Raw genomic sequence first — 25,688 nt, 5'->3', positions numbered from 1 at the left:
TCTGCTTTAAATCGTGACTAACGAGCTCGGTTAGGCTTGCGACCACCACTTGGTTTACCTTTGCTGCCTTTGCCTGCGCCTTTAGCTTGCTGACCTTTAGTTTGGCCTTTGCCGCCACCTTTGGCTTGGCCTTTATGCTTGGTGCTGCGGTTATGCTGCATAAAGTGCTCTGGGCCTTCAATTTTGCTGCGCTCTGAAGCGGTTTTCGGTTTAGGTTTAGGCTTTTTCTTTGGTGCTGCTTTTTTATCTTCAGATGAAGAATCTTTGATCATGTCAAACAACACATCTAATTCTTGTTTATCTAAGTCACGCCACTCACCAATGGGTAGACCTTTAAGGCTGACATTCATAATCTGTTGACGTTCAAGCTTAGTGACCTCAAAGTTGAAGTATTCACACATACGGCGAATTTGACGGTTAAGTCCTTGGACTAAAACGATTTTAAATGCATAAGGCGAGACTTGTTCAACCTTACATTTTTTAGTTACCACACCTAATATCGGTACGCCTGCGCCCATGCCTTTAATGAAGTCATCGGTAATCGGTTTGTTCACTGTGACCACGTATTCTTTATCGTGGTTGTTGCCAGCGCGGAGGATTTTATTGACCAAATCACCATTATTAGTCAGAAATATCAAGCCTTGCGAGTCTTTATCTAAACGGCCAATAGGGAAAATACGAGTGGAGTGATTAACAAAATCGACGATGTTATCGCGCTCAGTGCCTTCGGTGGTACTGACAATACCAACGGGTTTGTTGAGGGCGATAAATACTAAGTCTTCTGCATCACGGGGCTCAATATCTTGGCCATTAACTTTCACTTTATCGCCAAAGGAAACTTGGTCACCCACTTGCGCACGTTTACCATTGATAAATACATTGCCTTGCTCAATAAAACGGTCGGCATCACGGCGTGAACAAATGCCACTTTCACTGATGTATTTATTAAGACGCATGGCTGAATCAGTCACTTTGGGTTTCCTTGAAAGCTAAAATTGTCGATATTCGATTAGCGCGTAGTTTACCATAAGGGACAGCACGCATTAATTGTTATTTTCTGTTTGAGATAGACACTAAACCGATTGTTTATATGCTTCTAGCAGCCATTGTTTAACTTCTGCATTAACGTCGCCGACTTCTTTTAGCTGTATTCGATGGCTACACATGGTGCCAAAGGGGCCAGAACCTTCAAGGCAGCCTTGGGGGGCGGTATCTTTAAGCTTTAAACCAAGATCAATTCGGCTTTTAGTGGCAGGTTTTATCAGGGCAAATTGCTTTTTGCGGATAATACTCACACTGGCTTTTTTGGGCGTAATAACCACATCATCACCAAAACCTTTAACGGTTGATGTGAGTAAGTCATAAATGGGTGTGAGCTGCTCTTTACCTTGATATTGCTGAGAAACTAAATCATCAGCGGATTCATCTTTTTGCTTTGATAAAGTGACAATGGTATTGGCAAAACCATGGGTGACACCGTGTTGCTCTTTTAGGTACTTAACGGCTTGGCCGTGTTTTTCAATGTTTTGCTCAGATAATATGACTAACCATTGTGCCAGTGACTTACCTGTTTTTTCAGGCATATTATCAATCATTGTTTGAAGTGCTTTATCCATTTTGCTCTCCTCAAGCTAAACCCTATTGTTTATATACAAAGATAGCTTCAAGGGTAATCATATTGCCAGTAAAATTATTGATTAACTTTCTCGATATCGGTGTTTCATTGGTTTTGATTGTAAGGTGAGGATTTGAAATAAATCTAATTATTTTCATAACATGGTGCGTGTCGAGTACGCTCAGGTTGATATTCAGCTAATGAGTCATTTGCTCAATAAATAATATGTGATTATTGTTAGCCAGACACAAGATTTGAGAATCAAGAATCTACAAGAATAATCAATTAAAGGAGTTAACTGATTAATGAGTGCAACCCAAGAACTTAATCTAAGTTTACAGCCCATCACGTCTGCCGACTTACCGTTACTATTTGAGTTTCAAAATGATCCACTTGCCAATGATATGGCTGACTTTCCTGCGCGCAATAAAGCCGATTTTATCGCCCATTGGCAACAGAATATCTTGGCAAGTGATACTGCGATAGCTGAAGGCATTTGGCTTAAAGATGACGCAGGTACTTTGGAGTTAGTGGGCAGTATTGTCTGTTGGTCGATGACTGCTGAAAGCGCTGATGCACCACTTCAGATTGAACATTACCTAGGTTATTGGATTGGGCCAGCTAACTGGGGCAAGGGCATTGCGACTGATGCCGTGTCACAATTTATTACCCGCTGTCATAGACGGCCATTATTGGCGAATGTAGTAGAGCACAACATAGGCTCAATAAAAGTGCTGAAAAATAATGGTTTTGTGAATATTAATCCTGAGCAATTTAGCTTACCCATTGAAGCCAATATGCAGTTGTTTTACTTAAACTAAGCGCTTGATGATTAGCTGAGGTATGCTTTTGTGTATATTGGCTGCGTGGTAAACTGTAGCGATATTATCATGGAGTATTTATGTCTGCCTCAGCGTTATCTTTTTCTTCTTTAGGTTTACACCCCACATTAACTCAGCGTTTAACTGTTCTAGGCTACGAGCAGCCTACTGACATTCAAGCTGCAGCTATACCGTTACTGTTAGCGGGTGAAGATGTCATGGCTGGGGCGCAGACAGGCACAGGCAAAACGGCTGCATTTGCCTTGCCGATTTTACAGGGCATATTGAATGCTAATGCCGTTTCGGATACAAGTTCCGTTTCAGGCTCCGTTCTAGATAATAACAATCGAATTAAAGCGCTCATTTTAGTGCCCACTCGAGAGCTTGCTCAGCAAGTTCATCAGAGTGTCACTGATTATGCTAATGGTACTGATATAAAAGCAGTTGTGGTTTATGGCGGTGTGAGTATTAAAGCCCAAGTTAATGCGATACAAGCTGACTGTGATATTTTGATCGCAACCCCCGGCAGGTTACTGGATCATTTACGCAATCAAGTGATGTCACTAGCCTCATTGGAATACTTTGTATTAGATGAAGCCGATCGCATGTTAGATATGGGCTTTAAAGAAGAAATTGTTGAAGTATTAAAACGTCTGCCTAAACAGCGCCAAACTGCCTTATTTTCTGCCACCTTAGATGATCAAATTTTTAGGTTCAGCCAGCGTTTATTACGTAGCCCCAAAATAGTCGAAACTGCTAAAAGAAACAGCACCGCAGCTAAAATTATTGAACGGGTTTATAACCTCGATAGTGAGCGTAAATCTGCTTTACTCAGCCATGTTATTAACAAAGAGTCTTGGTCTCAAGTTTTAGTGTTTAGCCGCACGAAACAAGGTGCAGATAAGATTTCAGAACAATTAAAATCGAGCAATATCAACGCTGCTCCGTTTCATGCCGACTTATCTCAATTTGTGCGAGAGTCTACTTTAGCTGATTTTAAAACGGGTAAAGTAAGCGTGCTGGTGGCCACTGATGTGGCAGCACGTGGACTAGATATAGAACAACTTGATGCAGTCATTAACTTTGAGTTGCCATTTAAAGCAGAAGATTATGTTCACCGTATTGGGCGTACTGGTAGAGCAGGTAAAGAAGGCATTGCGGTGACCTTACTCAGCCCAGATGATGAAGGTTTGCTAGTGGCGGTAGAGCGAAAGCTAGATAGACGCTTACCGCAGCAATGGTATCCAGGTTTTGAACCAGACTTAACGAAAGAGCCTGTCGCTACCCCACGTAAAGCTAAAAAAGGCTCTCTAAAACAACAAGCACGTCAAAAGGCATTGGCTGAATCAGCTAAAAAGCGCAAGTAGCCCAGCCTTGATAGGGGAATAGTTTTATTTCCCTTTCACATCATCCTCTTCACATCATTTCCTTTCTGCTTACTTCCTTTTACCTTCGTTTTTAAATCGTTTAGAAGTGAGCTTATTACATTTGTATCGTTAATTTCGCCTTGTGTCATACAGTTGTTTTATTTTTGTCATCTCAGTTAAGTTCGTTTGTCATATTTAATTCTTACTCTGTTCGAAAAATACAACAACGTTTGCAACTTTTGATCGCAAGGATATTTTATGAGCAAGGCTACATTTGATCCAACTCGTTTTAATAAGAGCAATAACACGCCATTTAACGAAGTATTAGATAAACACCTTTCAAGACGTAACTTTGTCAAAAGTGGTCTTGGATTAAGTGCAATGACTGCTTTCAGTGGTTTTGGAATAGCGGGTTGTAGTTCTGATTCAGATTCTAATAACGACTCAACCCCAGTCGATGATACGCCTACCACGCCAGATACACCGAATGTGAGTCTGGCAACGCTAGGCTTTGAATCTATTGCTGGTTCTAAAACTGATGCGGTAACAGTTGCTGCTGGTTACTCTGCTTATGTACTTGCGCCTTGGGGCGAGCCTTTAAACGATAAAGCGAATGCGTTTAAAGAGGACGGTTCAAATACCGCTGAAGATCAAGCTAACTCAATGGGTATGCATCATGATGGCATGCATTTTTTCCCATTAACTGAAGCGGGTGATGACGGCCTATTATGTGTTAATCATGAATACATTGACCAAGCAGCATTGCACCCAATGGGCCCTACAGTAGATGCTGATGGCCATCGCACCGAGCTTGATGAAATTCGTAAAGAAATCAATGCCCATGGCATCTCTGTTGTACGTATCAAGCTAAACAATGGCATGTGGGAAACGGTTAAAAATGACGACCACAACCGCCGTTTTACTGGTGCGACAGTTATGGATATTGCTGGCCCGCTTGCGTACAGCTCATACCTTGAAACGCGTTACTCTCCAGATGGTAGCCAAGCCCGTGGCACACTGAATAACTGTGGTAACGGTTACACGCCTTGGGGCACTTACTTAACGTGTGAAGAAAACTGGCCAGGTTATTTTGTTAATCGTGGTGAGTTAACGCAAGAGCAGCAGCGTATTGGTCTATCAACTTCAGGCACTCGTTATGGCTGGGATCACCTTGCTGGTAATGATGATGAGCGTTTAGATGAATTTGCACGTTTTGATGTAACGCCTTCAGGATCAAGTGCGGCTAATGATTACCGTAATGAAGCAAATGGCCATGGTTATATTGTTGAAATCGACCCTTATAACCCCAATTCTCGAGCGGTAAAACGTACTGCACTTGGGCGTTTTCGCCATGAAGGTTGTACCTTTGGTAAGTTAGCTGTTGGTAAGCCAGTAGTGTTTTATTCCGGTCATGATTCTCGTTTTGAATACCTTTACAAGTATGAATCTACTGCGCTGTGGGATGAAGCGGATGCTAACTCAACTAACCGCATCATCACTGGTGATAAGTACATGAACGACGGCACTTTATATGTCGCCAAGTTCAGTGAAGATGGTGTGGGTGAGTGGTTGCCACTGACACTAGACAGTGTCACCACTGATGGCAATACCTTAGCTGACAGCTTTGACTCGATTGCTGCAATTATTCTAAATACGGCAGGCGCGGCAGATTTAGTTGGCGCAACTCCGATGGATCGCCCTGAATGGGCAAGTGTTGATCCATTTACTGGCACGGTTTACTTAACACTGACCAATAACACTAAACGTGTTGATAGCACTAACCCTGCTAACCCACGTTTAAATAACAGCTTTGGCCATATTATTCGTTGGGACGAGGGCAGCAATGCTACTGAGTTCACTTGGGATATCTTTGTATTTGGTTCTCCAGCTGATGGCGATGAAGACACTAACCGTTCAGGCTTAACTGACCTTAACCAATTTGCTAGCCCAGATGGATTAGCTTTTGATAAGCGCGGTATTTTATGGGTGCAAACTGATAATGGTGCTGATGAAGTTGAGGAATACACTAACGATCAAATGCTTGCGATCGTGCCTTCGCCAATGACGGACGACAATGGTCAGCAGCAAGTAGTTAGTGCTGATAACCAAGCTGAGTTAAAGCGCTTCTTTGTTGGCCCTAATGGCTGTGAAGTAACAGGCTTTGCTATTACGCCTGATTACACCACGGTATTTGCTAATATCCAGCATCCAAGTAACTGGCCTTATTCTGCTGTTGCGACTGAAGAAACGCCAGCAGGTACAACGGTCCGTGCCCGCGCCGCTACTGTGGTTATACGTAAAGATGACGGCGCTGAAGTGGGTGTGTAATCGCCTGACATTGAACTGAGATTGAACTGATATGCTTGGACATACATTGTTGAGCTGATATTCATCAGTGCGTTTTATCAATGAGGTTCAGCAGTGAGGTTTATTACAAACCCTGATAGAGTCATCTATCAGGGTTTGTTTTTTTTAACGCTATCATTTGTTTTCTAATGGTATCAATAGGGGCTTTATGTTCAACGGAATCCATCATGTGGCGATCATTTGTAATGACTATTCAGTATCAAAACGGTTTTATACCGAAGTATTGGGCTTTAAGGTGATTGCAGAAAATTACCGTGAAGCAAGAGACTCTTATAAGCTTGATTTACAGTTACCTGATGGTAGCCAAATTGAACTGTTCTCTATTCCTAACTCGCCTAAACGACCCAGTTACCCTGAAGCGCAGGGCTTACGCCACCTTGCTTTCAAGGTTGATGATATTGACGCAACGGTGGCTTATTTAGGGCGGCATAATATTAAGGTTGAGCCCGTAAGAGTGGATGAATACACGGGTAAAAAGTTTACTTTTTTTAGCGATCCTGACGATCTGCCATTAGAAGTCTATGAGACTGACAGTTAATTTAATTTGCTTAACTTAACTTAACTTAACTTAACTTAACTTAACTTAATTTAATTAACTTAATTTGCTCAAAAACAGCTGTAATTGCGCCACTTGTTTCTCGGTTAATTGCTTTGTGGTGCCCTCACTACAACTTTGACTTGTTACCGATGCATCCTGATAGACCTCTTTTCCAGCCGTTGTTAATTTGACTAAGCTGACTCTGGCATCTCTGCTGTTCTTTTCTTTATCGATTAAATGGATCTTCTCCATTGGCATTAACAAGCGAGTGATCCCTGAAGCGGTGAGGTTAGTGGCTTCGGCCAGTTCAACACGGCTCATCACTTGATTAGGTGATTGTGCCAATTTCTCGAGTACTTGAAACTCAGTAAAGCTAATGCCGTGGACGCTTAAGGCACGATCTATTTTTTTGTTAAAGCGGCCAAAGGCACTTGAAAGTGCCATTAATGCTGATAGTGATTCTGACATGGTATTCACTCTTGAATTAATAGTTGTATAATACTTGATTAATCAAGTATTGATCAACCTATATAAAACTTCAACCTGTTTGTTTAACCGCCTTTTAAATCTGCTAAAAACATAAATGACTAATATATGCCAATTTGATAATGTAAATCTAAATGATAACGATTTACATTAATGTTGATTTTTTGTTAGTATCCGCCTGAATTTCATAATTTTGTTAACAAAGGACAGTTCAGAAGATGAAACCAGTACAGCAAAAAAACTTATCACTCGGCGCTCAAGCCGTTGCTGCAGCCTTAGTATTTGGCTCCCCTGCAGTATTTGCAGATGCTGCATCAGCCGAAGTCACAGCTGCTAAAACAGAGGTGAATGAAACTTGTAATACCGAAATTAGCGGAGTTGAATGTGATAAAAATCAATCTGCTGAAGCCATCGAACGTATTAAAGTTCATGGGGTGAAAAACTCGATTTACTTATCTGAGTCTTCTGGCGATCTTCGCCGTGTGGCAGATTTGGTTGATACACCTCAAGTGATCACAGTGCTAACACAAGACCAAATACAAGAGTCTGGTAAAACAGATTTAAAAGATATTTTGTCAGCCCAAGCGGGTATTACTTTAGGTACGGGTGAAAATGGTAATGCCTTTGGCGATCGTTACATTATCCGTGGTCATGAAGCTCGCAGTGATGTATTTGTTGATGGTCTTCGTGACCCAGGTATGACAACCCGTGAAAGTTTTGCCACCGAAGTGGTAGAAATTACCAAAGGCCCAAGCTCGACATTTGCTGGTCGTGGTTCTTCTGGCGGTGCGATTAACAGCGTGACTAAAAAGGCGTCAACGTCTTATAACTTAGGCCGAGTCGATTTAGGTTTAGGCACTGATGAGCATCGTCGTCTCACGGTCGATTATAACCATGCTATTTCAGATACCGTTGGTGTGAGATTTAACGGCTTATTATCTGATGAAGATAAGCCAGGTCGTGAAGGGATAAGCCGTGAGCGAAATGGCGTGCAGTTATCGGCAGTGTTTGAACCAACAAGTGATTTATCTTTTGTTGCTGACGGTTATTATTTAGATGCTAAAGATGTTGCCGATTTAGGCAGTTACTTTGATCAAAACACACGTGAGCCAATTTCAGATATTCCTGTTTATGCTCAAGAGTCTGACTTTTTAGACTCAGAAGTGATGACATTTACCCTAAGAACTGAATACGATATTAGCGACGACCTGACGTTTTATAACGCGACTCGCGTGGGTAAAACTGAAAACGGCTACATCACTACGGGTGTTCGTGGTACTACACGCAGCGAGACGGATCTTGAAGCACCTGGCGCTGACACATTAACGCTCAGTACTCACCAAGGTAATCAAGAAGTCGATTATTTAAGTACTCAGTTCAATTTGTTTTGGAATACCAATATTTTAGGTATGGAAAACAAATTTGTGTTTGGACTGGAATACACAGACCAGCAAGTTGATAACGGTGTATACGATATTGTAAACGGCAATGAAACCAACTGTATAACGGCTGGCCGTCGTGGTGATGCGGGTGCTTATTGTATTTTAGATGGCGAAGGAAATACGGTTGATAATATCGACAAACTCATGGGGCGTACTTACAGCAAAGGCATTAATGATGCTGAGTACCAAATTGAGACTATTTCAGCTTACTTTATGGATACCGTTGCGCTTACCGACGAGTTAGAGCTCTTCTTTGGTGTAAGACAAGACAGCTTTGATTACCAGAATGATACTTCGAGTACTCGTAATGGCGACATTTTATATGAATACGACGACACCATGTATAACGGCCATATCGGCTTAGTTTACAGCATTACTGATGACGGTAATATTTATGCTAATTACAGCACTGCAACCAATATTAATGGTGGCGAATCTGACTTAGGTGCGAGTTGTGGTTACGGCGGCGTGTGTGGTGATGTTGATCAAGCGCGAGCGGCAGATCCTGAATTAGTTGAAAACATTGAACTGGGTACTAAGTGGATGATGTTTGAAGACAAGGTTATGTTTTCTGCATCAGTATTCCAAATCACTAAAAGTGACGTAATGGAAAGTGTGGGTGATAGCTACTCAACGCTAGGGACACTAAACACGGGTAAAAACCGCGTTCAAGGTGTTGAATTCGGCATGGTAGGTAATATTACTGAAGAATTCAGCGTGCAGTTTTCTGCGGCTATTATGGACTCAGAAGTATTAGAGTCATTCACTGAAGAAAACGTTGGCCTAGCACTGAGTAACTTTGCTGACGAAAGTGCCTACTTGCAACTGCGTTATCAACTTAATGAAGCATTTGTGATTGGTGCTGGTTACACCTACCAAAGCGAAATGTATGGCGGACAACCTGATACAGCTGCAGGCTACGATACCGAAAATGGTCGCTACAGCATTGTGGTGCCAAACTATCAAGTGGTTGATTTGTTTGCTAACTACAATGCCACTGAGTCACTGACCTTCCGCTTAAATGTGGGTAACGTGTTAGATGAAGAATACTTCACTGCGGCATATCGTTCTGGGTCATTTATGTATTTAGGTGATGCTAGAAATGCCAAATTATCAGCGACCTATGAATTTTAAGCCTGTGCTTAATTGAAACAAAAGTGAATTGAGTAAGTTATGATTGTCATTGAACAAATACTGTCAAAAGAAGAAGTGACTTTGTACCGTAAGCAACTGGCAGATGTAAGCTGGAATGATGGCCGAAATACGGCCATGGGGATGGCAGCTGCGGTTAAGCAAAACAGTCAAGCTGTAGCAAGTGATCCTGCTGTGCAGCAGTTAGCTAATCAGTTGCTCACTAAAATCGGTGAAACCCCGAAAGTGGTGTCAGCAGCTTTGCCTCATCAAATCTTTCCACCCTGCTTTAATCGTTATGCTAAGTCAGAAGAATATGGCTTTCATGTCGATGCTGCGGTGATGCGAGTACCAAATACGCAAGTGGTACTTCGCAGTGATGTTTCGATGACAGTATTTCTCTCTGAGCCTGACGAATACGATGGTGGCGAGCTAATCATTGCTACTGAGTTTGGCGAACAATCTATAAAGTTACCTGCAGGTTATGCGGTAGTGTACCCATCAAGCAGTTTGCATAAAGTGACAGCAGTGACGCGTGGTGAACGTGTTGCCGCAATCACTTGGATGCAAAGCATGATGGCAGAGTCTTCGCTGCGGCAAAACCTGTATCAACTGGACCAATCAATTCAAGCGTTAATTGCTAAAGGCAACACTGAGCGAACCGAGCTGGATAAACTGCACAATGTTTATCACAACTTAATACGCCAATTTGCGCAGTTGTAGACGGTACTTGTAGCTTAAATCAAGTTCTGTTTAAGTCACTTATATACCAACTTAAAGCCCTAAAATGTATTTTTTAGGGCTTTTTTCTTTTTTGCATTGCATCAAAATAAAGTGAAACCTGCTGCAGTTTAGTAATTGAGTTTGCGTTAATGGCTGCAGATATCTCTGATAAATGTCTGGATTATTGATATAAATAGTTTGCTGCGACAGGATTTGACGCAGCTTGACGATATGCTATTAACTCAAGATATGGAGATGGTTAATGCAAACGAATATTCAGCGTCAGTTAGCAATGCTTGAACAAATTCCCAGACATCCACGAAAGATCACTGCAAATGTGCTGACTAAGCGACTACAAGACAGGGATTTTGATGTCGGTTTACGTACTGTGCAGCGTGAGCTGAAATCAATGAGTGATATGGGGCTTTTTGGCCTAGAACTTGATGACCGATGTAAACCCTTTGGTTGGTCTATTTCTGCATGCTGGCGTGGTCTTAATTTAACCTTGATGGATCAGCACATGGCGTTAGCCTTTCACACCTTAAAACATAGTGCTGCACAGTTATTACCTCCACAAAGCGTTAAGCAACTAACCCCTTATTTTGAACGAGCAGATCAAGTTCTTGCAAGCGATCCTGATAACCCATGGTTGTATTGGGCTTGTCGAGTGGCGCAGCTACCTGAACCTTCACCATTAATTTACTCAGAGCAAGATTCAGCCGCATTTAAACTAGTGCAATATGCTTTGCTGCATAAGCGTCAGATTGCCTGTCAAATTCAAAAAGTGATTAAAGGCCAATGCTATTGGGTTGAATACAGCCCTATTAATCCAGAGGGAATAACCATTTCAGAAGGGGTGGCGCTTTTAGCGTTTACTGTTGGTAGCGTGCATACAAAACGTTATGTGCAGTCTATTGATTTGCTCAATGATATTCGTGTGCTTGATACTCCTGCTGTCACCAGAGATGATTTTGATATCAATTTAAGCGGTGCTGAAACTCAATCAAATATTATTGATATCGAGCTATTAGTATCGGCGTCAGCTAGCTTTATTTTACGTAAAGCTAAGTTAAGTGAAAATCAAACTATTCAATTACTTAAAGATGGGCGCTACCAAGTTAAAGCGACGGTGAATGACAGTAAAAGGCTGAGAGCTTTTTTGTGGGAGATGGCCGATAATATCGAAGTAGTAGCACCTGAAAAGTTAAGAGCACATTTTACTCGTCTGATTGCAAAAGTGAGCATGCAATATCAAAGTAGCAATATTGATTTAAACGACATTGATTTAATCGACATTGATTCAAACGCTACGTCAGAGGTTGTCGCTATCGCAGGATAAGTTACAGGGGTCTATTTAAGGAGAATGACCCATGTACGATTTAATTCCAAACACCAGTAAAGCGCCATGTATTACCGTATTTGGTGTCGGAGGTTGCGGCTGCAATACGATTAACCAACTCAGTGAGTCAGCATTAAATGACAATATCAAACTGATTGCAGTGAATACGGACGCCCAGTCGCTGGCGATTTCACAGTGTGACACCCAACTTCAAATTGGCACTGAAACCACCAAAGGGTTAGGCGCTGGTGCAGACCCAGAAAAAGGATTCGAGGCCGCCCAAGAGTCCGAGCAACAAATTAAAGAAATCATAGAATTAGCGGATGTAATTTTTATAACGGGTGGTATGGGCGGCGGCACAGGCACTGGAGCCATTCCATTTATTGCGTCGATTGCCGCGCAGTTAAACAAACCATTAGTGGCAGTAGTTACAACCCCTTTCGAGTTTGAAGGCCATCAAAGAAATCTACTAGCTCAAGTAGGCGTCGAAAAGTTAATGCAACAAGCAAGCTCTGTCATTGTGCTACCTAATGATAAGTTGATTAAAACGCTGGATAAGAAAATCACGCTTGTGAATGCATTTTTTGAAAGTAATCGTATTTTACAAGACGTACTGCAAGGGTTAACCACGACAATAAGCCAATCAGGCTTAATTAATATCGACCTCAATGATTTTTTTGCAGTAGTAAGTCACCAAGGCCGTGCGGCTATGGGAGTGGCAAGGCAAGCTGAAGGTCAAGATTTAACTCATACCATTAATAGTGCTCTTAACAATCCTTTATTAGAAGAAGTGGATTTTAGTCTCGCTAAAGGTGCGATTGTCAGTGTCATGGCCACAGAGGATATAGAGTTAAGCCAATACAATGCGATAGGTGAGATATTGCAGCAACAATTAGATCCAAGCGCCATGGTGATTATCGGTTTAACGATATTGCCTGAGTTAGCGAGCGAACTTGAATTAATGATTATCGCAACAGGCATTGGTTCTGATGTTACTGCGACTGAAGAAATCAAACCGACTAAACAAGGTTGCTCAAGTGAAGAAGGTTCAACAAATACTGTAATCAAGAATTCAGATTCAAGTGTTAATACCCTAGTTAACCCAAACAATAGCGGAATTACTCGCAATGCTAACAATGATCGCTTTGATACTTCAGAGTTATTTTGCTTACAGGATTTTTTAATAGAGAAATCACAAAAGGAAGAACAAAAGCAAATTGCTGACTTAGATCTGGATTCTCCAACGTGTATTAGATGGGGAGCTAAGGTGATTGGCTGACCAAGTCTGAGCTACTACAGCTTATTTAACAAAGTCGCACAGTGTAGTGTATTGAAAAGTCTATAAATGGTAGCTGACAATATATCTTTAATATTAGTTAATTAGCGTAAAAGATAACAAGCTTGTATATTAGCGCCTCTCAAATTTACTGCGACATAAGCTAGAGCTTATAGGAGCGCATTTTAAGACTATTTTAATCTTGGTTAAGTAGTCTCATCCATCCTCAAAATTGAGGGGGTATTTATAGGAGCTAATAAGCCAGTATGCAAGCCTCAGCCGTTCTCAATACACTCAAAAAAGTTGATCAAAGTAAAACCTTCCAAGGTTTTGTTATCTTTGTGATTATCGTATCAGCCTTGTCGATCGGTGCGCATACTTACCAGCTACCACCGCTGCTTGAAAACAGCCTATATGTATTAGATATCGCAATTACGGCGTTTTTCTTGATTGAGCTAATTATTCGCTTTATGGCGAGCGATAATACCAAATCATTTTTTTCCAAAGGCTGGAATATCTTTGACACTATTATCGTCATTGGCAGCTTAGTACCGCTCGGTGGTTCGACTATTCTATTGGCAAGATTACTGCGTATTTTCCGTGTACTCAGATTGGTCTCTATGGTGCCAGAGCTAAGAATGCTGATTAATGCATTGCTCAAAGCAATCCCAAGAATGGGCTATATCGCCTTGTTAATGTTCGTTATTTTCTATATCTACGGCGCTATTGGCAGCATGTTTTTTGCCAATGTGAATGACTTTTTGTGGGGTGATGTGTCGATTGCGATGCTGACCTTGTTCCGTATTTCGACGTTCGAATCCTGGACGTCCATCATGTACGAAACCATGGAAGTATACCCATTAAGCTGGCTGTATTATTTAAGCTTTATCTTCTTAACCACCTTTGTTTTCCTCAATATGATGGTTGGAGCCGTGCTTGATGTGATGGGTGAAGAAACCAAAATCATGCGAGAAGAGCAGGATGAGAAAGATGCTGAATCTGGAGCTGAAAATAATGTTGAGGGAGCGAGCGAGTTACCTAAAAATTCAGACATGGCAACATCAGAAGATATTAGATTATTGAATGCCAAGATTGATCAATTGACAGAGTTACTAGCAAAGAAAAGCTAACCGTGATTTAGAAATAAAAAAGGCTTCCAAGAGGAAGCCTTTTATTTTCAATATTTTAAATATCTAAAATAAAACAGTAGGTAAATTAATAAGCTAATTATTGAGAAAGCTTTAAGCCTGATAAAAGTTAAAGAATAAAACCCCAAGAAAAGTTATTTCAGAGGGGTTAAATTGCTTGTATAAAATGCAACTACAAAGATTACTCAGTTTCTGACTTTAAAGAAAATTCATGCTCTGTGATTACTACTGTTGCCCCTGTATTTTCTGAGTCGTCGTTGTAACGAATGTAAAAATTTCCTTGAGTCGCATCTTCGCCCCAAGTAGAAGAAACATGCCATGTATTATATTCACTAATTGGCTCGTATAGCGGGCTATTATTATCATCAACTTTGCCATTCCACTGAATACCATCATGTTTATATGCTCTTACTAACATATTTCCAGATTCATTTCGAACACCGTAGAACTTTAAGTTAGTGTTCTGTTTTAAGTCTCCGTTATTACCACTACCAGGATTGTCAGTTACATAGATAGATAGAGTTGGAAATGCTGTTGTTTCGTCTAGACGAGTAGTTAATGCATCAAACTCGATAGAGTAGTCAGCAATTGTATTCTTCGAATCAGCTATGGAGATTTGAGTGTATGAGTATGGTTCAACATCGCGAGCGTTTGGTGCATCAATTGTGTAAGTTACAGCACCGCTTAAACTATCAACAGTGTAGTTAGATAGGCCATTTACAAGCAAAGCGCTATCTTCCATTACTGGGGAGGCAGGAGTAACTTTAATAGGATCACCACCGAACCCTGGGTTGATGATCACAGAGCCGTCTTCATTGATTACTAAAGGTAAGTGATGATGCTTGTTCGTTTGGGTTTCAACATAAGTAGAACCATAACTAGAGTGCTTTTTAGACTCTACTTCTAGGAATGATTCTGACTCTTTTGTGTACATGATGAAGTCTGTACGAGTAATAGTGTTGCGAGACATTGAATCGTGAGAAATCATGCTAATTGTGTTTAATCGAGCTTCGGAGATGTCTGAGTTGTTAGATACAGTAACTAGAGACCAATTTTCGTTGGTAGCTATTAACTTGACGTCGACTTCTGAAGCATCAACAGTTGCGGAGCCTGATAAGGTGTAATAATAAGAATCTTCAATACTTTCTAATTCAGGGTGAGTTAGTGTAAATGTGACTGCACCAGTTACGTTACCTGCTGTAACTTTTTCAGTTAAACTTATTCCTGTTCGGGTGATAGTTTCACCATCGTGCTCGATAGTAAGAGTGTAACCGTCATTACAGTATTGAAGATCGAATGGTACAGAAGCGCTGTCTTCAGATGGACTTGTCTTTGAAATAGCTAATTTACATTCTGCGATTGATCCAGTTCCATCTTCAGAATAAGTACTCATTGGAGTAGTGCTTAACTCTCCATAGATTGAAGAAACCTCAACAGTAACATCACGAGATTTTTCTACGGGCTCAGGTGTAACCACTTCATTGTCATCATCTGAACTACAACCTGCAAGAAATAATGCTGAAATGACTGATAATGCTAATACTGATTTTTTCATGTTTCTCTCTCTCAATGATAAAATTATAACGGTACTTGGTACGAATTGCGTGTAGGTTATTCGTATTCGATACGTAATGCAAGTATTTTTTCGTATTTAATACCTAATATTGATTTTATGTGAGATTAGTGCACAATGATCAGCAGTTGAAAGGGCACTTAATTAAAGAGTTAAAAGTAATGGCGAAGATTTCTAAAGAAGAGAAAGAAGCTAACTTTAAGAAGTATAACCAAATTATTTTGGATATCTTTTTTGAAAGTGGCTGGCATTGTGTAACGTATGACAACATTGCCAAAGTAGCAGGGGTGCGAAAAAGTACCTTACAAGGCTATTACGAATCGAATAAAGAGTTTGCCCATGCGCTAAAAGGGAAAGTATTCCCGATATTTGCTGAGCAATTAGATTTTAGTTCAAAAGAGACATTAACTGAGAGCTGGCATAAAGCGCTATCGGTTAAGCACTTTCGCTATATTTTGAATATGCTAGTGGCTAATTCAACTCTGCCAGAACCATCGGATATGACCGTAAATGGCATGACCAACTTAATCAAAATGGTCGATGGTCATTTCCCTGGGGAAGGACGAGAGATCGTAGAAACTTTACTAGGTAAAACAATACTGACTTTGCTTGATATTTAGAGTGGGTTTTCAGATACGGATTGTCATTTAAAGATAGTCATTTAAAAAGGTAGCCAGTTAAAAAAGCCAGTTAAAGAGAGTCAATAATATAGTGAGTTAATCAGCTGCCTACGGGCAGCTTTTTTATGTTTATAAGAAAATTTAACTACATTTCGTTTATTCGAATATGCTAATTTTTGTTTGTTTGCTAGTTTAGTCTTTAGTTGATGCTTTGTGGCAACAAGGATGTGGATTCTCACGATAACTTGCCACCTCTCTTTCATGGAAGCGCTATAACATGCCTGAATATGATATTACCGACGAGCGAGATCCCAAGTTAAAGCGCCAGTCTTTCTTGAAAGGCTTACTGGCGGTTATGCCGCTAACTATTGCAGTGATCCCTTGGGGGATTTTAGCGGGTTCACTTGCGTTAGAAATTGGCTTAACTGCGAGCCAAAGCCAAGCGATGTCGGCGATTATTTTTGCAGGTAGTGCGCAATTAGTGGCACTAGGGATGATTAAAGCGGGTGTGGGGTTAGGCAGTATTTTAATTACTACGCTATTAATTACCTCAAGGCATTTGCTCTATGCCATGGCAATGCGATCTCAAATCAGCCCTTTGCCACTAAAATGGCGTCTCGGGTTAGGCTTTTTACTCACTGATGAATTATTCGCTATTTCTAATCACAGCCAGCACACAGCTAAAGCCAATAATGACAGTGTCGAGCTGCAAAATAATCAAAATGATAAACCACTTGCTGACACTTCCCATTCACCAAAGCTGCCATTGTCATCATCAAAATCACCATTACCAAGGCATAAGTTTGATCGCTGGTACGCCCTTGGTGGTGGTTTAACGTTCTATATTGGTTGGAATATTGCGACCTTTTTAGGGATTATCGCTGGTCAATCGATTGATAATCTTGATGAACTGGGATTAGATTTTGCCATTGCGGCCACGTTTATTGCGTTGGTTGTTCCGACAGTTAAAAAACCGTCGATACTTATTTGTGTGTTGGTGTCATTAACCTTAGCTGTGGTGTGTGCTGTTTTTGATATTCAAGCTGGGCTATTAATTGCGTCATTGTCGGGGATGTTTGCTGGGGTGACTTATGCCAAGCTCACCGGTGAACATAAACGCTCAGAGCCCGTTAAGTCAGCTGATTCAGTAGGAGAACAGTCATGATATGGATAATTATTTTATCGATGGCTGCGTTGGTCTTCATTAGCCGTTATTTACTGTTAGAGCCTAAACTGCCACTAAAACTCAGCGATAAAACCCTGACGTTTTTAAGCTACTCGGCGCCAGCAGTATTAACCGCTATTTTGGCGCCAATTGTATTCGCTCCAGAAGGCCATTTAGATATTAGCTTTAATAATAGTTATTTAGTCTGCGGTGTTGTGGCGACCCTATTAGCGCACTTTACCCGCAATACCCTATTGACCACTGTGCTCAGCATAGGACTTTTTTTTATCATTTTTTAATACAGAACCGCTTGAACTTATTTAGTTTCATAAAGCGCGGCTAACTCCTAATGCACTTACTTTGTTTCAGATAGCGCCGCTAACATGTATACCAGCGGCGCATTCCAATTAATCGCCACTTCGTTACTGGCATAGCTACAGCCGTGATCAATATAAGACAAAGCAGCATGGGGCGATGGGTAAATACCGCCTTGTTTTTTACAATCGCCCGCATCTTGCTGACCTGGTTGCGGTCCGCCTGCTAAAAAGCCAGGAATTGGCGCTTTAATGCCATCAGCCATAGAGGCGCGGTGATGAACATTCATAGGCGACATAAGCCCTACACCTGTCACAAAAGAAATCCCAAGAGGGTTGCGACCAAAAATGTAATCGACAATGGCCTCTGCGTGTTTGGTATACAAACTGTCTTGTTGCTCTGTGGTGGATAATAGCTGACTAACTCTAACTAAAGTCACGGCTTTATTGAGCATGTTGGAGTTACTGCCCCAAACAAAATCTTGCTCGCTAATAGCAAGGCCATAAGCTGAATCTTCGCCCACTTTTGTCCAGCTATCAGTCAGCTGTAATAATTGAGACTGGGCTTGCTGCTTCAAGTTTTTAGGTGACTTGTCAGTGGTTGCTATGGTGATTAAGGCTAAGGTTTCGACTTTATCCCATTCAGGAATTCGCAGTTTTTTGGGTAACTCAATTGCATTGAGGTATTCATCTTCGCCAGATGCAGCAAATAACTCAGCAGCGGCCCATAACCATTCATCTTTTAAATCGTCTCCAGCTGTTGCGTAAGCACCTGTGTGAATATCAGAAGGTTGTTGATAATGAATGTCGGGGTTTTTAATCGCCCATTGCCATGCATATTTGGCCGCGCGAAGTAATTGCTGGCTGTAGCTGGTGTTATCAAAGGAGGTTACTGGCAAGTTTGCATCATACTGAGCCAATATTTGGCTAGCTTTAGCCATAGTTGCTGCAAAACCCAGAGTGGCGGCGGTAGATTTAGCAATGACATAACGGGGCTGGTCCATCATATGGGGCATTTCATCTTCGCCGGTAAAGCGTTTGGTGGTGAGCTTGTGGTACAAACCGCCATCGGCAGGATCTTGCATGGTGAGCATCCACTCCATATTCCACAGGATTTCATCAAGAGTGTCGGGCAAGTTATTGCTTGATTCTGGAATATTAAGCTTGAGGTTTGATAGCGCACCAGCTTGCTCTGCCAGTGCGCTTAATAAGGTGTAAACCGTGATATTAGAATTAACGATGTATTTATTGTAATCGCCGGCATCGTACCAACCTTTTGGCGATGAAATCACTGTGCCTTCGGGCCTAGTTTTTGAAGCCGCAGATTGATGAACATAAACAATGGTATCTGGGTGCGCTGCTGGGCGGGCATATATGCCAGCATACTCTTGTTGGATAACCGCGCCACTGCGATTATAAAAGTAAGCTCGTATGGCCGTTTTTAATGGCTGATTATAGCGAGATTCAGAGATTGAAAAAGGATGGGAGAGCGCAAGGGAATCAACTTTTAGCTGGTATTCACCTGCTTGAGTAAAATCATCAAATTGAGCGAGTTTTACGGTTTCTGCTGAGGGGGACCACACTTTAGCTGCGCTTAGCTTACCTTGATAAACCGTTTTACCAGATGTTTGCTCAATGAGGCTAAAACTCTCAGACGCTGTATTATTGACCACGGCAGTTTTTGCAGCATTCACCCCAAACCCAAGTTGATTAAAACGAATATCCTGCTCACCGGCAACACTGCTATGACTGACCAGTACAGTGATACTCATAAATGCCAACAAGCTTGCTGAGCGTTTAAAAGGTGATATCCACTGCTTGGTCTTTTTGCTGGTAAGGTTATTCATTTTCAGTCCTTGTTGAAAATCGGCTAAGCCATTATTACGGCTTTTTTATCAATAATGAAACATGACCAGTTAGAATTGATTATGCAACATAGCTAACAATCCTAATGTTCAGTTACAGAAGGGTAAAACTGTGGGAATCTGTTTACTGTATTCACTAAGCCGCTGCTTACTTTTGTGTTAGTCATGCGGCTCGTCTTGTGTTGGTCATGGCTAAACATTAAAGCTTGTTATTGTGACCTGACAATCTATGTCGCAATGCTTTAGAATAAGCCACAAATCATTCTCAATAGAGCAATTGCATGCACGTACATATTCTTGGGATCTGTGGCACTTTTATGGGCGGCCTCGCATTATTAGCCCGTGCGATGGGACACAAAGTCACTGGCAGTGACGCCAATGTTTATCCTCCAATGAGCACTCAGCTTGAAGAGCAAGGTATTGAGCTCATTCAAGGCTTTGACCCAATTCAATTAGGTAAAGAAGGCGAAAGTCAGCCTGATATTGTGGTGATTGGCAATGCGATGAGCCGAGGTAATGCGTGCGTTGAAGCGGTACTTAATCGCGGCATTAAATACACTTCTGGCCCGCAGTTTTTATCAGAATATATTTTGCCTGAACGTTGGGTGCTTGCGGTTTCTGGGACTCATGGCAAAACATCGACCTCGAGCATGCTGGCGTGGGTATTAGAAGATTGCGGTTATGAACCAGGCTTTTTAATTGGTGGTGTTCCACAAAACTTTGGCGTTTCAGCACGCTTAGGTAATTCGCCCTTTTTTGTGGTTGAGGCTGATGAATATGACAGCGCCTTTTTCGATAAACGATCTAAGTTTGTCCATTACCGTCCACGCACTTTAGTCATTAATAACCTTGAGTTTGACCATGCCGATATTTTTGCTGATTTAGCCGCAATTCAAAAGCAATTTAATCATGTTATTCGCACCGTGCCGGGCGAAGGTAAAGTGATTTGGCCTGCTGAAAATAACGCAGTTAAAGAAGTGATTGAACTTGGGTGCTGGAGCGAGCAAGAGTTGTTCCACGCGACTAATAATAGTCAAAATAGCAGCCAAGAAGGTTGGTACGCGAACTCCATTGCGGCTGACGGCCATGAATTTGAAGTGATGTTTAATGGCGAGTCTCAAGGCATTTTAAACTGGGGTTTAATTGGCCAGCATAATATTGAAAATGCAGTTATGGCTATTGCTGCAGCGCGCCATGTGGGTGTGGCGCCAGCGCTTGCCATTGAAGCGTTAACCAAGTTTGCGCCACCTAAGCGCCGTTTAGAGCTGCTTGATACCGTCAATGGTATTGCGGTGTATGATGATTTTGCTCATCACCCAACAGCGATTGAAACGACCTTGCAGGGCTTACGAGCTAAAGTTGGCGAAGGTCAAGCTGCTACAGGAAAACTGATTGTGGTGCTCGAACCACGGTCTAACACCATGAAAAGTGGCGTACACAAAGACACCTTAGCCGCATCAATGGCATTGGCGGATTGTGCCTTTTTGTACCAAGCTGACAATATTGGTTGGGATATTAAAACCAATATGGCGAGTGCGAGCTTGCCGGTAATGGTATCAACAGACATTAATGAGATTATCGCTTTAGTTAGTGCTGAGGCTGGCGCTGGTGATACCATCGTCATTATGAGTAATGGCGGCTTTAACGGTATTCATCAAAAACTCATTAATGCTTTAAACTAGTGGGTAAGATTTTTTAACAACATTGTGCCTGTCGCAGTATGTTGAACGTATAACAAGTTAACTTAATCCGTTAGCTGTATTTAGAGAGTTTATGAGTAATACAACGCAGTACAACAAACGCGCTAAAGCGATCAGTCTTGCATGGACTGGCGCTTCAGGTGCACCTTATGGTTTAAAACTATTACAGTGCTTATTAGCTGCCGATTATCAGGTATTTTTAATGATATCGAGTGCAGCGCGAGTTGTACTGGCTACCGAAGAAGGTTTGCAGCTCAGTGCTAATTCAGAAAAAGCCCATGAGCAGCTATTAAATCATTTTGAAATGACTGATTCATCTGTCGGTGAATTGGTGGTTTTAGGTAAAGACGAGTGGTTCTCGCCACCGGCATCAGGTAGCGCAGCGCCAAAGCAAATGGTGATTTGCCCTTGTTCAACTGGCACTTTAGCTGCTGTGGCAACGGGAATGAGTAACAATTTGTTAGAAAGAGCGGCAGATGTAGTCATAAAAGAGCGTGGCCAACTAATCCTTGTACCAAGAGAAACTCCTTTTAGCGCCATACACTTAGAGCATATGTTGAGCCTGACACGTAACGGCGCGACCATCATGCCAGCAGCCCCAGGCTTTTATCACCATCCCCAATCGATAGAAGATCTGGTAAACTTCATGGTTTCCCGAATTCTAGATCATTTGGGTATTGAACATGGGCTAACAAATCGCTGGGGTTATGCTTCACAAAAGTCTCGCGACGACACCGCAATTTAAATTACGTTAAGTCCTAAAATCACGACAACTGAGAGTAATATGAAACACACAACCGAAGTGATGATTTCTGCAGAAGAAATCAACGAAAAACTGGATATATTAGCTGAAAGGATTAATGCCCATTACGCAGACAGCGAGCGTTTGTTAATGGTCGGCTTATTGAAAGGGTCTGTGGTTTTTATGGCTGACTTATGTCGCCGTATTAAGGGCCATGTTGAAATCGACTTTATGTCTGTTTCTAGCTATGGCAATGCAATGACTAGTACACGTGATGTGAAAATCTTAAAAGATGTTTCATCTGAGATCATTGATCGTGACGTATTGATCGTTGAAGATTTAATTGATTCAGGCAACACCTTAAATAAAGTACGCGAAATGCTATTACTGCGTGAGCCAAAAAGCTTAGCGCTGTGTACTTTATTAGATAAGCCAGAGCGCCGTGAAGTAGACGTACCTGTCGACTTTATCGGTTTTACCATTCCTGACGAGTTCATCGTAGGTTATGGTATCGACTATGCTGAGCAGTATCGTAACCTGCCTTACATCGCTAAAGTTGTGCCATTAGATTAATGTCACCTTTGGTATGTAAACTCCCGCTATAGGCGGGAGTTTTTGTTTATTGAGTAGAGGGAATTCATCATGGGCGAAAGCGCCAATGCATTAGTTATCGAAAACCTTAAAAAGACCTATAAGGGTGGAGTTGAAGCGGTTAAAACCCTCAACCTCACTGTTAAGCAAGGTGACTTTTTTGCTTTGTTAGGCCCAAATGGTGCGGGTAAGTCCACCACCATTGGTGTGATCAGTTCGCTGGTGCAAAAGACACAAGGACAAGTGAAGGTTTTTGACTACGATATTGATAAACAGCTTGAACAAGCCAAGCTATGCATTGGTTTAGTACCGCAGGAGTTCAACTTTAATCAGTTTGAAACAGTGCAGCAAATTGTCGTCAATCAAGCTGGTTACTACGGCGTAAAACGCGATATCGCATTGCAACGCGCCGAGAAATACCTATCGCAACTGGATTTGTGGGAAAAACGTCATGCCCAAGCGCGCCAGTTATCAGGCGGTATGAAACGTCGTTTAATGATTGCCCGTGCTTTGATGCATGAACCAAAACTGCTGATATTGGACGAACCAACCGCGGGTGTTGATATTGAACTTCGTCGTTCAATGTGGGATTTTTTAAAGCAAATTAATGCCCAAGGTGTCACGATTATTCTCACCACCCATTACCTTGAAGAAGCTGAAATGCTTTGCCGTAATATCGGTATTATTGACCAAGGCATGCTGGTGGAATGCACCACAATGAAGTCCTTACTTAGCAAGCTGAATATGGAAACCTTCATTTTAGACTTACGTCATGATATTGAAGCCGCCCCTGACCTTGGTAAATTTAAATGTCGTTTAACTGATTCGCACACCCTTGAGGTCGATGTTGTTAAAGATGACAACCTTAACGAGGTATTTATTCAGTTATCTGCCGATGGTATCGAAGTGACCTCAATGCGTAATAAAGCTAACCGTCTTGAAGAGTTGTTTGTTGAATTGGTCGAAAAAGCCAAGGAGGCAAAAAAATGAACCAGTTATATTTAATCGCTTTCAAAAGTATTCTGACCAAAGAGATTAATCGCTTTACCCGTATTTGGGTGCAAACTATCGTGCCGCCAGCGATTACCATGACATTATATTTCTTAATCTTCGGTAATCTTGTAGGGAGTCGCATTGGCCAAATGGGTGGCGTGAGCTACATGGAGTTTATTGCACCAGGTCTTATCATGATGTCGGTGATTACTAACTCATTCTCGAATGTGGGTTCGTCATTTTACAGTGCTAAATTTCAGCGAAACCTCGAAGAAATCATGGTCGCGCCTGTGCCACATTATGTGCTGATTGCAGGATACGTCGGCGGTGGTGTTGCCCGAGGTTTATTAGTGGGTTGTATCGTGACCTTAGTGGCCATGTTCTTTGTTGATATCAGTGTCCATCATTTAGGTTATGTGGTGCTAACGGCATTTTTAACCTCAGTCATGTTTGCGCTAGCCGGTCTTATTAACGCAGTATTTGCTAAAAGCTACGATGACATCAGTATCATCCCAACGTTTGTATTAACGCCACTCACCTATTTAGGAGGGGTGTTTTACTCGTTATCTCTATTGCCTGATTTCTGGCAAGGGGTGTCAGCGCTTAACCCTGTGGTTTATGTGATTAACGTATTCCGTTATGGCTTCCTTGGCTTTGCCGATATGAGCGTACCTTTATCAATCGGGATAATGATTAGCTTCTGTGCTGGACTATGGTTTGTGGCTTATTACTTAATTTCGCGTGGTATTGGCCTGCGTAGCTAGTTTTTACTGAAGGCGTAGTTAATTGTCTATTTAAGTAATGGTTGTTAATAAAAAAGGACTCAATAGAGTCCTTTTTTATTGAATGAGTTACTTAAAAACTCTGACTATCTATCCAGTCTATCGCGCTCAAGTAATCAAGTGTGGCTTGATCAAAAGGATTGTTATCAAGCCTTACGCTTTCCAGCAGCCTATTAGCATTTAAATTAATCGTTGTTAATTGGCAAATGCCTGCGTCGAAGGTTTTAAGCTGGGTATTTTGAGTTAAATCAATTGACTGTATTGCATTAAGACCAATCGTGAGTGTTTCTAAATTGATATTTTCTTGCAAATTGATATGGCTAAATTCATTCATATCTAAGTGCAATGTTCGTAAATTATGATTATCTGAAATATCTATAGTAGACAAATTATTGTCCATTACATTGAGGGATTCTAGTTGAGGAGTATTATAAATATTAAGGTAACTCATATTGTTAGATACGGCATCAATGGTTTTTAGGCTAACCAAGTTAGCTACGTCTAATTGTACTTCGGCATTATTCCAAAGTGATACTTCAGTGAGTGAATGATTTTCAGATAAATGTAAGCTACTTAAAGATAAGTTAAAGGTAAGCTTAATTTTCTCCAATGTACTGAATGAAGATAAATCAATATCTTTGGCGCCGCTTGAAGATATGTCTAATTCTTTTAAGCTTGTAAATATTGCCATTTCTTCGATGCCTTTAGCATCTAAATCATCACCACTGCATGAGAAAGTCTGTATATCAGAGAGGTTTTCCCAGCCGCTTCTGTCTCTTAGTACATCAAAACAATTTTGAACCGTCGCAGATTCAAACCTTATTGAGTCCAGCTCATTTAACTCGTCAGAGTCATTACATGCCGCTAAAGCAAATATCATAAAAATTGAGCTTAATCCTTTACCGAACCTCATAATACCAATCCTTTATCTAGCTGTTTATCTAGCTGTTTATATTTATGTTTATTGATATAGGGAGATTTTGATAGTGTTTGTTTTCTAAACTTTAATGATGAGACATTTGTTGGATACTTGTGTTGAGTTAAGTAGTGGTAAAGGATCAGAAATAATGAACAAATAGATGTATTCACT

General features: G+C 41.3%; 23 protein-coding genes. 17 read left to right on the top strand and 6 right to left on the bottom strand.

Annotation, left to right across the window (positions count from 1 at the left end; all coding sequences use genetic code 11):
* Window positions 1–17 precede the first annotated feature (17 nt).
* On the bottom strand, window positions 18–971 hold the full coding sequence (gene rluF, locus QPX86_RS17410; protein WP_259651245.1) for a 23S rRNA pseudouridine(2604) synthase RluF: 954 nt from the start codon (window positions 969–971) through the stop codon (window positions 18–20).
* Between the two features lie 102 nt (window positions 972–1,073).
* Window positions 1,074–1,616, bottom strand: coding sequence for a DUF4287 domain-containing protein (locus QPX86_RS17405; protein ID WP_285163339.1), 543 nt, complete (start codon window positions 1,614–1,616; stop codon window positions 1,074–1,076).
* 304 nt (window positions 1,617–1,920) lie between these two features.
* On the opposite strand from QPX86_RS17405, the gene QPX86_RS17400 reads away from it, so the two are divergent.
* The 4 genes from QPX86_RS17400 to gloA2 all read left to right on the top strand — a co-directional run bounded on the left by QPX86_RS17400 (window position 1,921) and on the right by gloA2 (window position 6,708).
* Window positions 1,921–2,436, top strand: coding sequence for a GNAT family N-acetyltransferase (locus tag QPX86_RS17400; protein ID WP_285163338.1), 516 nt, complete (start codon window positions 1,921–1,923; stop codon window positions 2,434–2,436).
* An 80-nt stretch (window positions 2,437–2,516) separates the two neighbouring features.
* The gene (locus tag QPX86_RS17395; protein WP_285163337.1) at window positions 2,517–3,803 is read left to right on the top strand and encodes a DEAD/DEAH box helicase; all 1,287 of its coding nucleotides are present in this window, start codon (window positions 2,517–2,519) and stop codon (window positions 3,801–3,803) included.
* Between the two features lie 258 nt (window positions 3,804–4,061).
* A complete protein-coding gene (locus QPX86_RS17390) occupies window positions 4,062–6,131 on the top strand; it encodes a PhoX family protein (RefSeq protein WP_285163336.1) in 2,070 nt (689 codons plus the stop codon).
* A 187-nt stretch (window positions 6,132–6,318) separates the two neighbouring features.
* Window positions 6,319–6,708 (top strand): SMU1112c/YaeR family gloxylase I-like metalloprotein, encoded by a 390-nt coding sequence (gene gloA2 / locus QPX86_RS17385; protein WP_220752954.1) that lies wholly within the window; start codon window positions 6,319–6,321, stop codon window positions 6,706–6,708.
* 54 nt (window positions 6,709–6,762) lie between these two features.
* Here the strand turns inward: gloA2 and QPX86_RS17380 are convergent, their stop codons facing one another.
* Window positions 6,763–7,176: a MarR family winged helix-turn-helix transcriptional regulator gene (locus QPX86_RS17380; protein ID WP_220752953.1), complete on the bottom strand. Its 414-nt coding sequence runs from the start codon at window positions 7,174–7,176 to the stop codon at window positions 6,763–6,765.
* Window positions 7,177–7,412: 236 nt separating this feature from the next.
* On the opposite strand from QPX86_RS17380, the gene QPX86_RS17375 reads away from it, so the two are divergent.
* From QPX86_RS17375 to QPX86_RS17355, 5 genes are all read left to right on the top strand, one after another.
* Window positions 7,413–9,770, top strand: coding sequence for a TonB-dependent receptor (locus QPX86_RS17375; RefSeq protein ID WP_285163335.1), 2,358 nt, complete (start codon window positions 7,413–7,415; stop codon window positions 9,768–9,770).
* Between the two features lie 39 nt (window positions 9,771–9,809).
* Window positions 9,810–10,490, top strand: coding sequence for a Fe2+-dependent dioxygenase (locus QPX86_RS17370; protein ID WP_285163334.1), 681 nt, complete (start codon window positions 9,810–9,812; stop codon window positions 10,488–10,490).
* Between the two features lie 262 nt (window positions 10,491–10,752).
* A complete protein-coding gene (locus QPX86_RS17365; protein ID WP_285163333.1) occupies window positions 10,753–11,829 on the top strand; it encodes a helix-turn-helix transcriptional regulator in 1,077 nt (358 codons plus the stop codon).
* A 31-nt stretch (window positions 11,830–11,860) separates the two neighbouring features.
* The gene (ftsZ, locus tag QPX86_RS17360) at window positions 11,861–13,108 is read left to right on the top strand and encodes a cell division protein FtsZ (protein ID WP_285163332.1); all 1,248 of its coding nucleotides are present in this window, start codon (window positions 11,861–11,863) and stop codon (window positions 13,106–13,108) included.
* A 263-nt stretch (window positions 13,109–13,371) separates the two neighbouring features.
* Window positions 13,372–14,235, top strand: a complete 864-nt coding sequence (locus QPX86_RS17355) for an ion transporter (protein WP_285163331.1) — start codon at window positions 13,372–13,374, stop codon at window positions 14,233–14,235.
* A gap of 199 nt (window positions 14,236–14,434) precedes the next feature.
* Here QPX86_RS17355 and QPX86_RS17350 read toward each other — a convergent pair whose 3' ends face one another.
* Window positions 14,435–15,808, bottom strand: coding sequence for a hypothetical protein (locus tag QPX86_RS17350; RefSeq protein WP_285163330.1), 1,374 nt, complete (start codon window positions 15,806–15,808; stop codon window positions 14,435–14,437).
* A 179-nt stretch (window positions 15,809–15,987) separates the two neighbouring features.
* Between QPX86_RS17350 and QPX86_RS17345 the strand changes: the two genes are divergently transcribed.
* From QPX86_RS17345 to QPX86_RS17335, 3 genes are all read left to right on the top strand, one after another.
* Window positions 15,988–16,446: a hypothetical protein gene (locus QPX86_RS17345; protein WP_285163329.1), complete on the top strand. Its 459-nt coding sequence runs from the start codon at window positions 15,988–15,990 to the stop codon at window positions 16,444–16,446.
* Window positions 16,447–16,723: 277 nt separating this feature from the next.
* Entirely contained in the window at window positions 16,724–17,611 is an 888-nt protein-coding gene (locus QPX86_RS17340) for an AzlC family ABC transporter permease (RefSeq protein WP_285163328.1), read from the top strand.
* On the top strand, window positions 17,608–17,910 hold the full coding sequence (locus QPX86_RS17335; protein WP_285163327.1) for an AzlD domain-containing protein: 303 nt from the start codon (window positions 17,608–17,610) through the stop codon (window positions 17,908–17,910). Before QPX86_RS17340 ends, QPX86_RS17335 begins: the two co-directional genes overlap by 4 nt.
* A 56-nt stretch (window positions 17,911–17,966) precedes the next feature.
* On the opposite strand, the gene QPX86_RS17330 is transcribed toward QPX86_RS17335, so the two are convergent.
* Window positions 17,967–19,772, bottom strand: a complete 1,806-nt coding sequence (locus QPX86_RS17330; RefSeq protein WP_285163326.1) for a glycoside hydrolase family 9 protein — start codon at window positions 19,770–19,772, stop codon at window positions 17,967–17,969.
* A 299-nt stretch (window positions 19,773–20,071) separates the two neighbouring features.
* Between QPX86_RS17330 and mpl the strand changes: the two genes are divergently transcribed.
* From mpl to QPX86_RS17305, 5 genes are all read left to right on the top strand, one after another.
* Window positions 20,072–21,472, top strand: coding sequence for a UDP-N-acetylmuramate:L-alanyl-gamma-D-glutamyl-meso-diaminopimelate ligase (gene mpl / locus QPX86_RS17325; RefSeq protein ID WP_285163325.1), 1,401 nt, complete (start codon window positions 20,072–20,074; stop codon window positions 21,470–21,472).
* Between the two features lie 91 nt (window positions 21,473–21,563).
* Window positions 21,564–22,235, top strand: coding sequence for a flavin prenyltransferase UbiX (locus tag QPX86_RS17320; protein ID WP_220752943.1), 672 nt, complete (start codon window positions 21,564–21,566; stop codon window positions 22,233–22,235).
* A 39-nt stretch (window positions 22,236–22,274) separates the two neighbouring features.
* A complete protein-coding gene (gene hpt, locus QPX86_RS17315) occupies window positions 22,275–22,805 on the top strand; it encodes a hypoxanthine phosphoribosyltransferase (RefSeq protein ID WP_102526467.1) in 531 nt (176 codons plus the stop codon).
* A gap of 69 nt (window positions 22,806–22,874) precedes the next feature.
* A complete protein-coding gene (locus tag QPX86_RS17310) occupies window positions 22,875–23,813 on the top strand; it encodes an ABC transporter ATP-binding protein (protein WP_220752942.1) in 939 nt (312 codons plus the stop codon).
* Window positions 23,810–24,580, top strand: coding sequence for an ABC transporter permease (locus QPX86_RS17305; RefSeq protein WP_220752941.1), 771 nt, complete (start codon window positions 23,810–23,812; stop codon window positions 24,578–24,580). The genes QPX86_RS17310 and QPX86_RS17305 overlap by 4 nt, the downstream gene beginning before the upstream one ends.
* A 91-nt stretch (window positions 24,581–24,671) precedes the next feature.
* Here QPX86_RS17305 and QPX86_RS17300 read toward each other — a convergent pair whose 3' ends face one another.
* The gene (locus QPX86_RS17300) at window positions 24,672–25,511 is read right to left on the bottom strand and encodes a leucine-rich repeat domain-containing protein (RefSeq protein ID WP_285163324.1); all 840 of its coding nucleotides are present in this window, start codon (window positions 25,509–25,511) and stop codon (window positions 24,672–24,674) included.
* Between the last annotated feature and the right edge of the window lie 177 nt (window positions 25,512–25,688).

The organism is Shewanella goraebulensis, from assembly GCF_030252245.1.
Taxonomy (GTDB): domain Bacteria; phylum Pseudomonadota; class Gammaproteobacteria; order Enterobacterales; family Shewanellaceae; genus Shewanella; species Shewanella goraebulensis.
This window is presented reverse-complemented; position numbering and strand designations above follow the sequence as displayed.

Bases quoted from the DNA above. Each gene is read 5' to 3' on its own strand.
- mpl (WP_285163325.1), top strand. From the start codon at position 20,072: ATGCACGTACATATTCTTGGGATCTGTGGCACTTTTATGGGCGGCCTC.
- QPX86_RS17390 (WP_285163336.1), top strand. From the start codon at position 4,062: ATGAGCAAGGCTACATTTGATCCAACTCGTTTTAATAAGAGCAATAAC.
- QPX86_RS17380 (WP_220752953.1), bottom strand. From the start codon at position 7,176: ATGTCAGAATCACTATCAGCATTAATGGCACTTTCAAGTGCCTTTGGC.
- QPX86_RS17355 (WP_285163331.1), top strand. From the start codon at position 13,372: ATGCAAGCCTCAGCCGTTCTCAATACACTCAAAAAAGTTGATCAAAGT.
- QPX86_RS17300 (WP_285163324.1), bottom strand. From the start codon at position 25,511: ATGAGGTTCGGTAAAGGATTAAGCTCAATTTTTATGATATTTGCTTTA.
- QPX86_RS17395 (WP_285163337.1), top strand. From the start codon at position 2,517: ATGTCTGCCTCAGCGTTATCTTTTTCTTCTTTAGGTTTACACCCCACA.
- ftsZ (WP_285163332.1), top strand. From the start codon at position 11,861: ATGTACGATTTAATTCCAAACACCAGTAAAGCGCCATGTATTACCGTA.
- QPX86_RS17345 (WP_285163329.1), top strand. From the start codon at position 15,988: ATGGCGAAGATTTCTAAAGAAGAGAAAGAAGCTAACTTTAAGAAGTAT.
- QPX86_RS17405 (WP_285163339.1), bottom strand. From the start codon at position 1,616: ATGGATAAAGCACTTCAAACAATGATTGATAATATGCCTGAAAAAACA.
- QPX86_RS17370 (WP_285163334.1), top strand. From the start codon at position 9,810: ATGATTGTCATTGAACAAATACTGTCAAAAGAAGAAGTGACTTTGTAC.
- hpt (WP_102526467.1), top strand. From the start codon at position 22,275: ATGAAACACACAACCGAAGTGATGATTTCTGCAGAAGAAATCAACGAA.
- QPX86_RS17340 (WP_285163328.1), top strand. From the start codon at position 16,724: ATGCCTGAATATGATATTACCGACGAGCGAGATCCCAAGTTAAAGCGC.
- QPX86_RS17375 (WP_285163335.1), top strand. From the start codon at position 7,413: ATGAAACCAGTACAGCAAAAAAACTTATCACTCGGCGCTCAAGCCGTT.
- QPX86_RS17320 (WP_220752943.1), top strand. From the start codon at position 21,564: ATGAGTAATACAACGCAGTACAACAAACGCGCTAAAGCGATCAGTCTT.
- QPX86_RS17400 (WP_285163338.1), top strand. From the start codon at position 1,921: ATGAGTGCAACCCAAGAACTTAATCTAAGTTTACAGCCCATCACGTCT.
- QPX86_RS17310 (WP_220752942.1), top strand. From the start codon at position 22,875: ATGGGCGAAAGCGCCAATGCATTAGTTATCGAAAACCTTAAAAAGACC.
- gloA2 (WP_220752954.1), top strand. From the start codon at position 6,319: ATGTTCAACGGAATCCATCATGTGGCGATCATTTGTAATGACTATTCA.
- QPX86_RS17350 (WP_285163330.1), bottom strand. From the start codon at position 15,808: ATGAAAAAATCAGTATTAGCATTATCAGTCATTTCAGCATTATTTCTT.
- QPX86_RS17365 (WP_285163333.1), top strand. From the start codon at position 10,753: ATGCAAACGAATATTCAGCGTCAGTTAGCAATGCTTGAACAAATTCCC.
- QPX86_RS17335 (WP_285163327.1), top strand. From the start codon at position 17,608: ATGATATGGATAATTATTTTATCGATGGCTGCGTTGGTCTTCATTAGC.
- QPX86_RS17330 (WP_285163326.1), bottom strand. From the start codon at position 19,772: ATGAATAACCTTACCAGCAAAAAGACCAAGCAGTGGATATCACCTTTT.
- QPX86_RS17305 (WP_220752941.1), top strand. From the start codon at position 23,810: ATGAACCAGTTATATTTAATCGCTTTCAAAAGTATTCTGACCAAAGAG.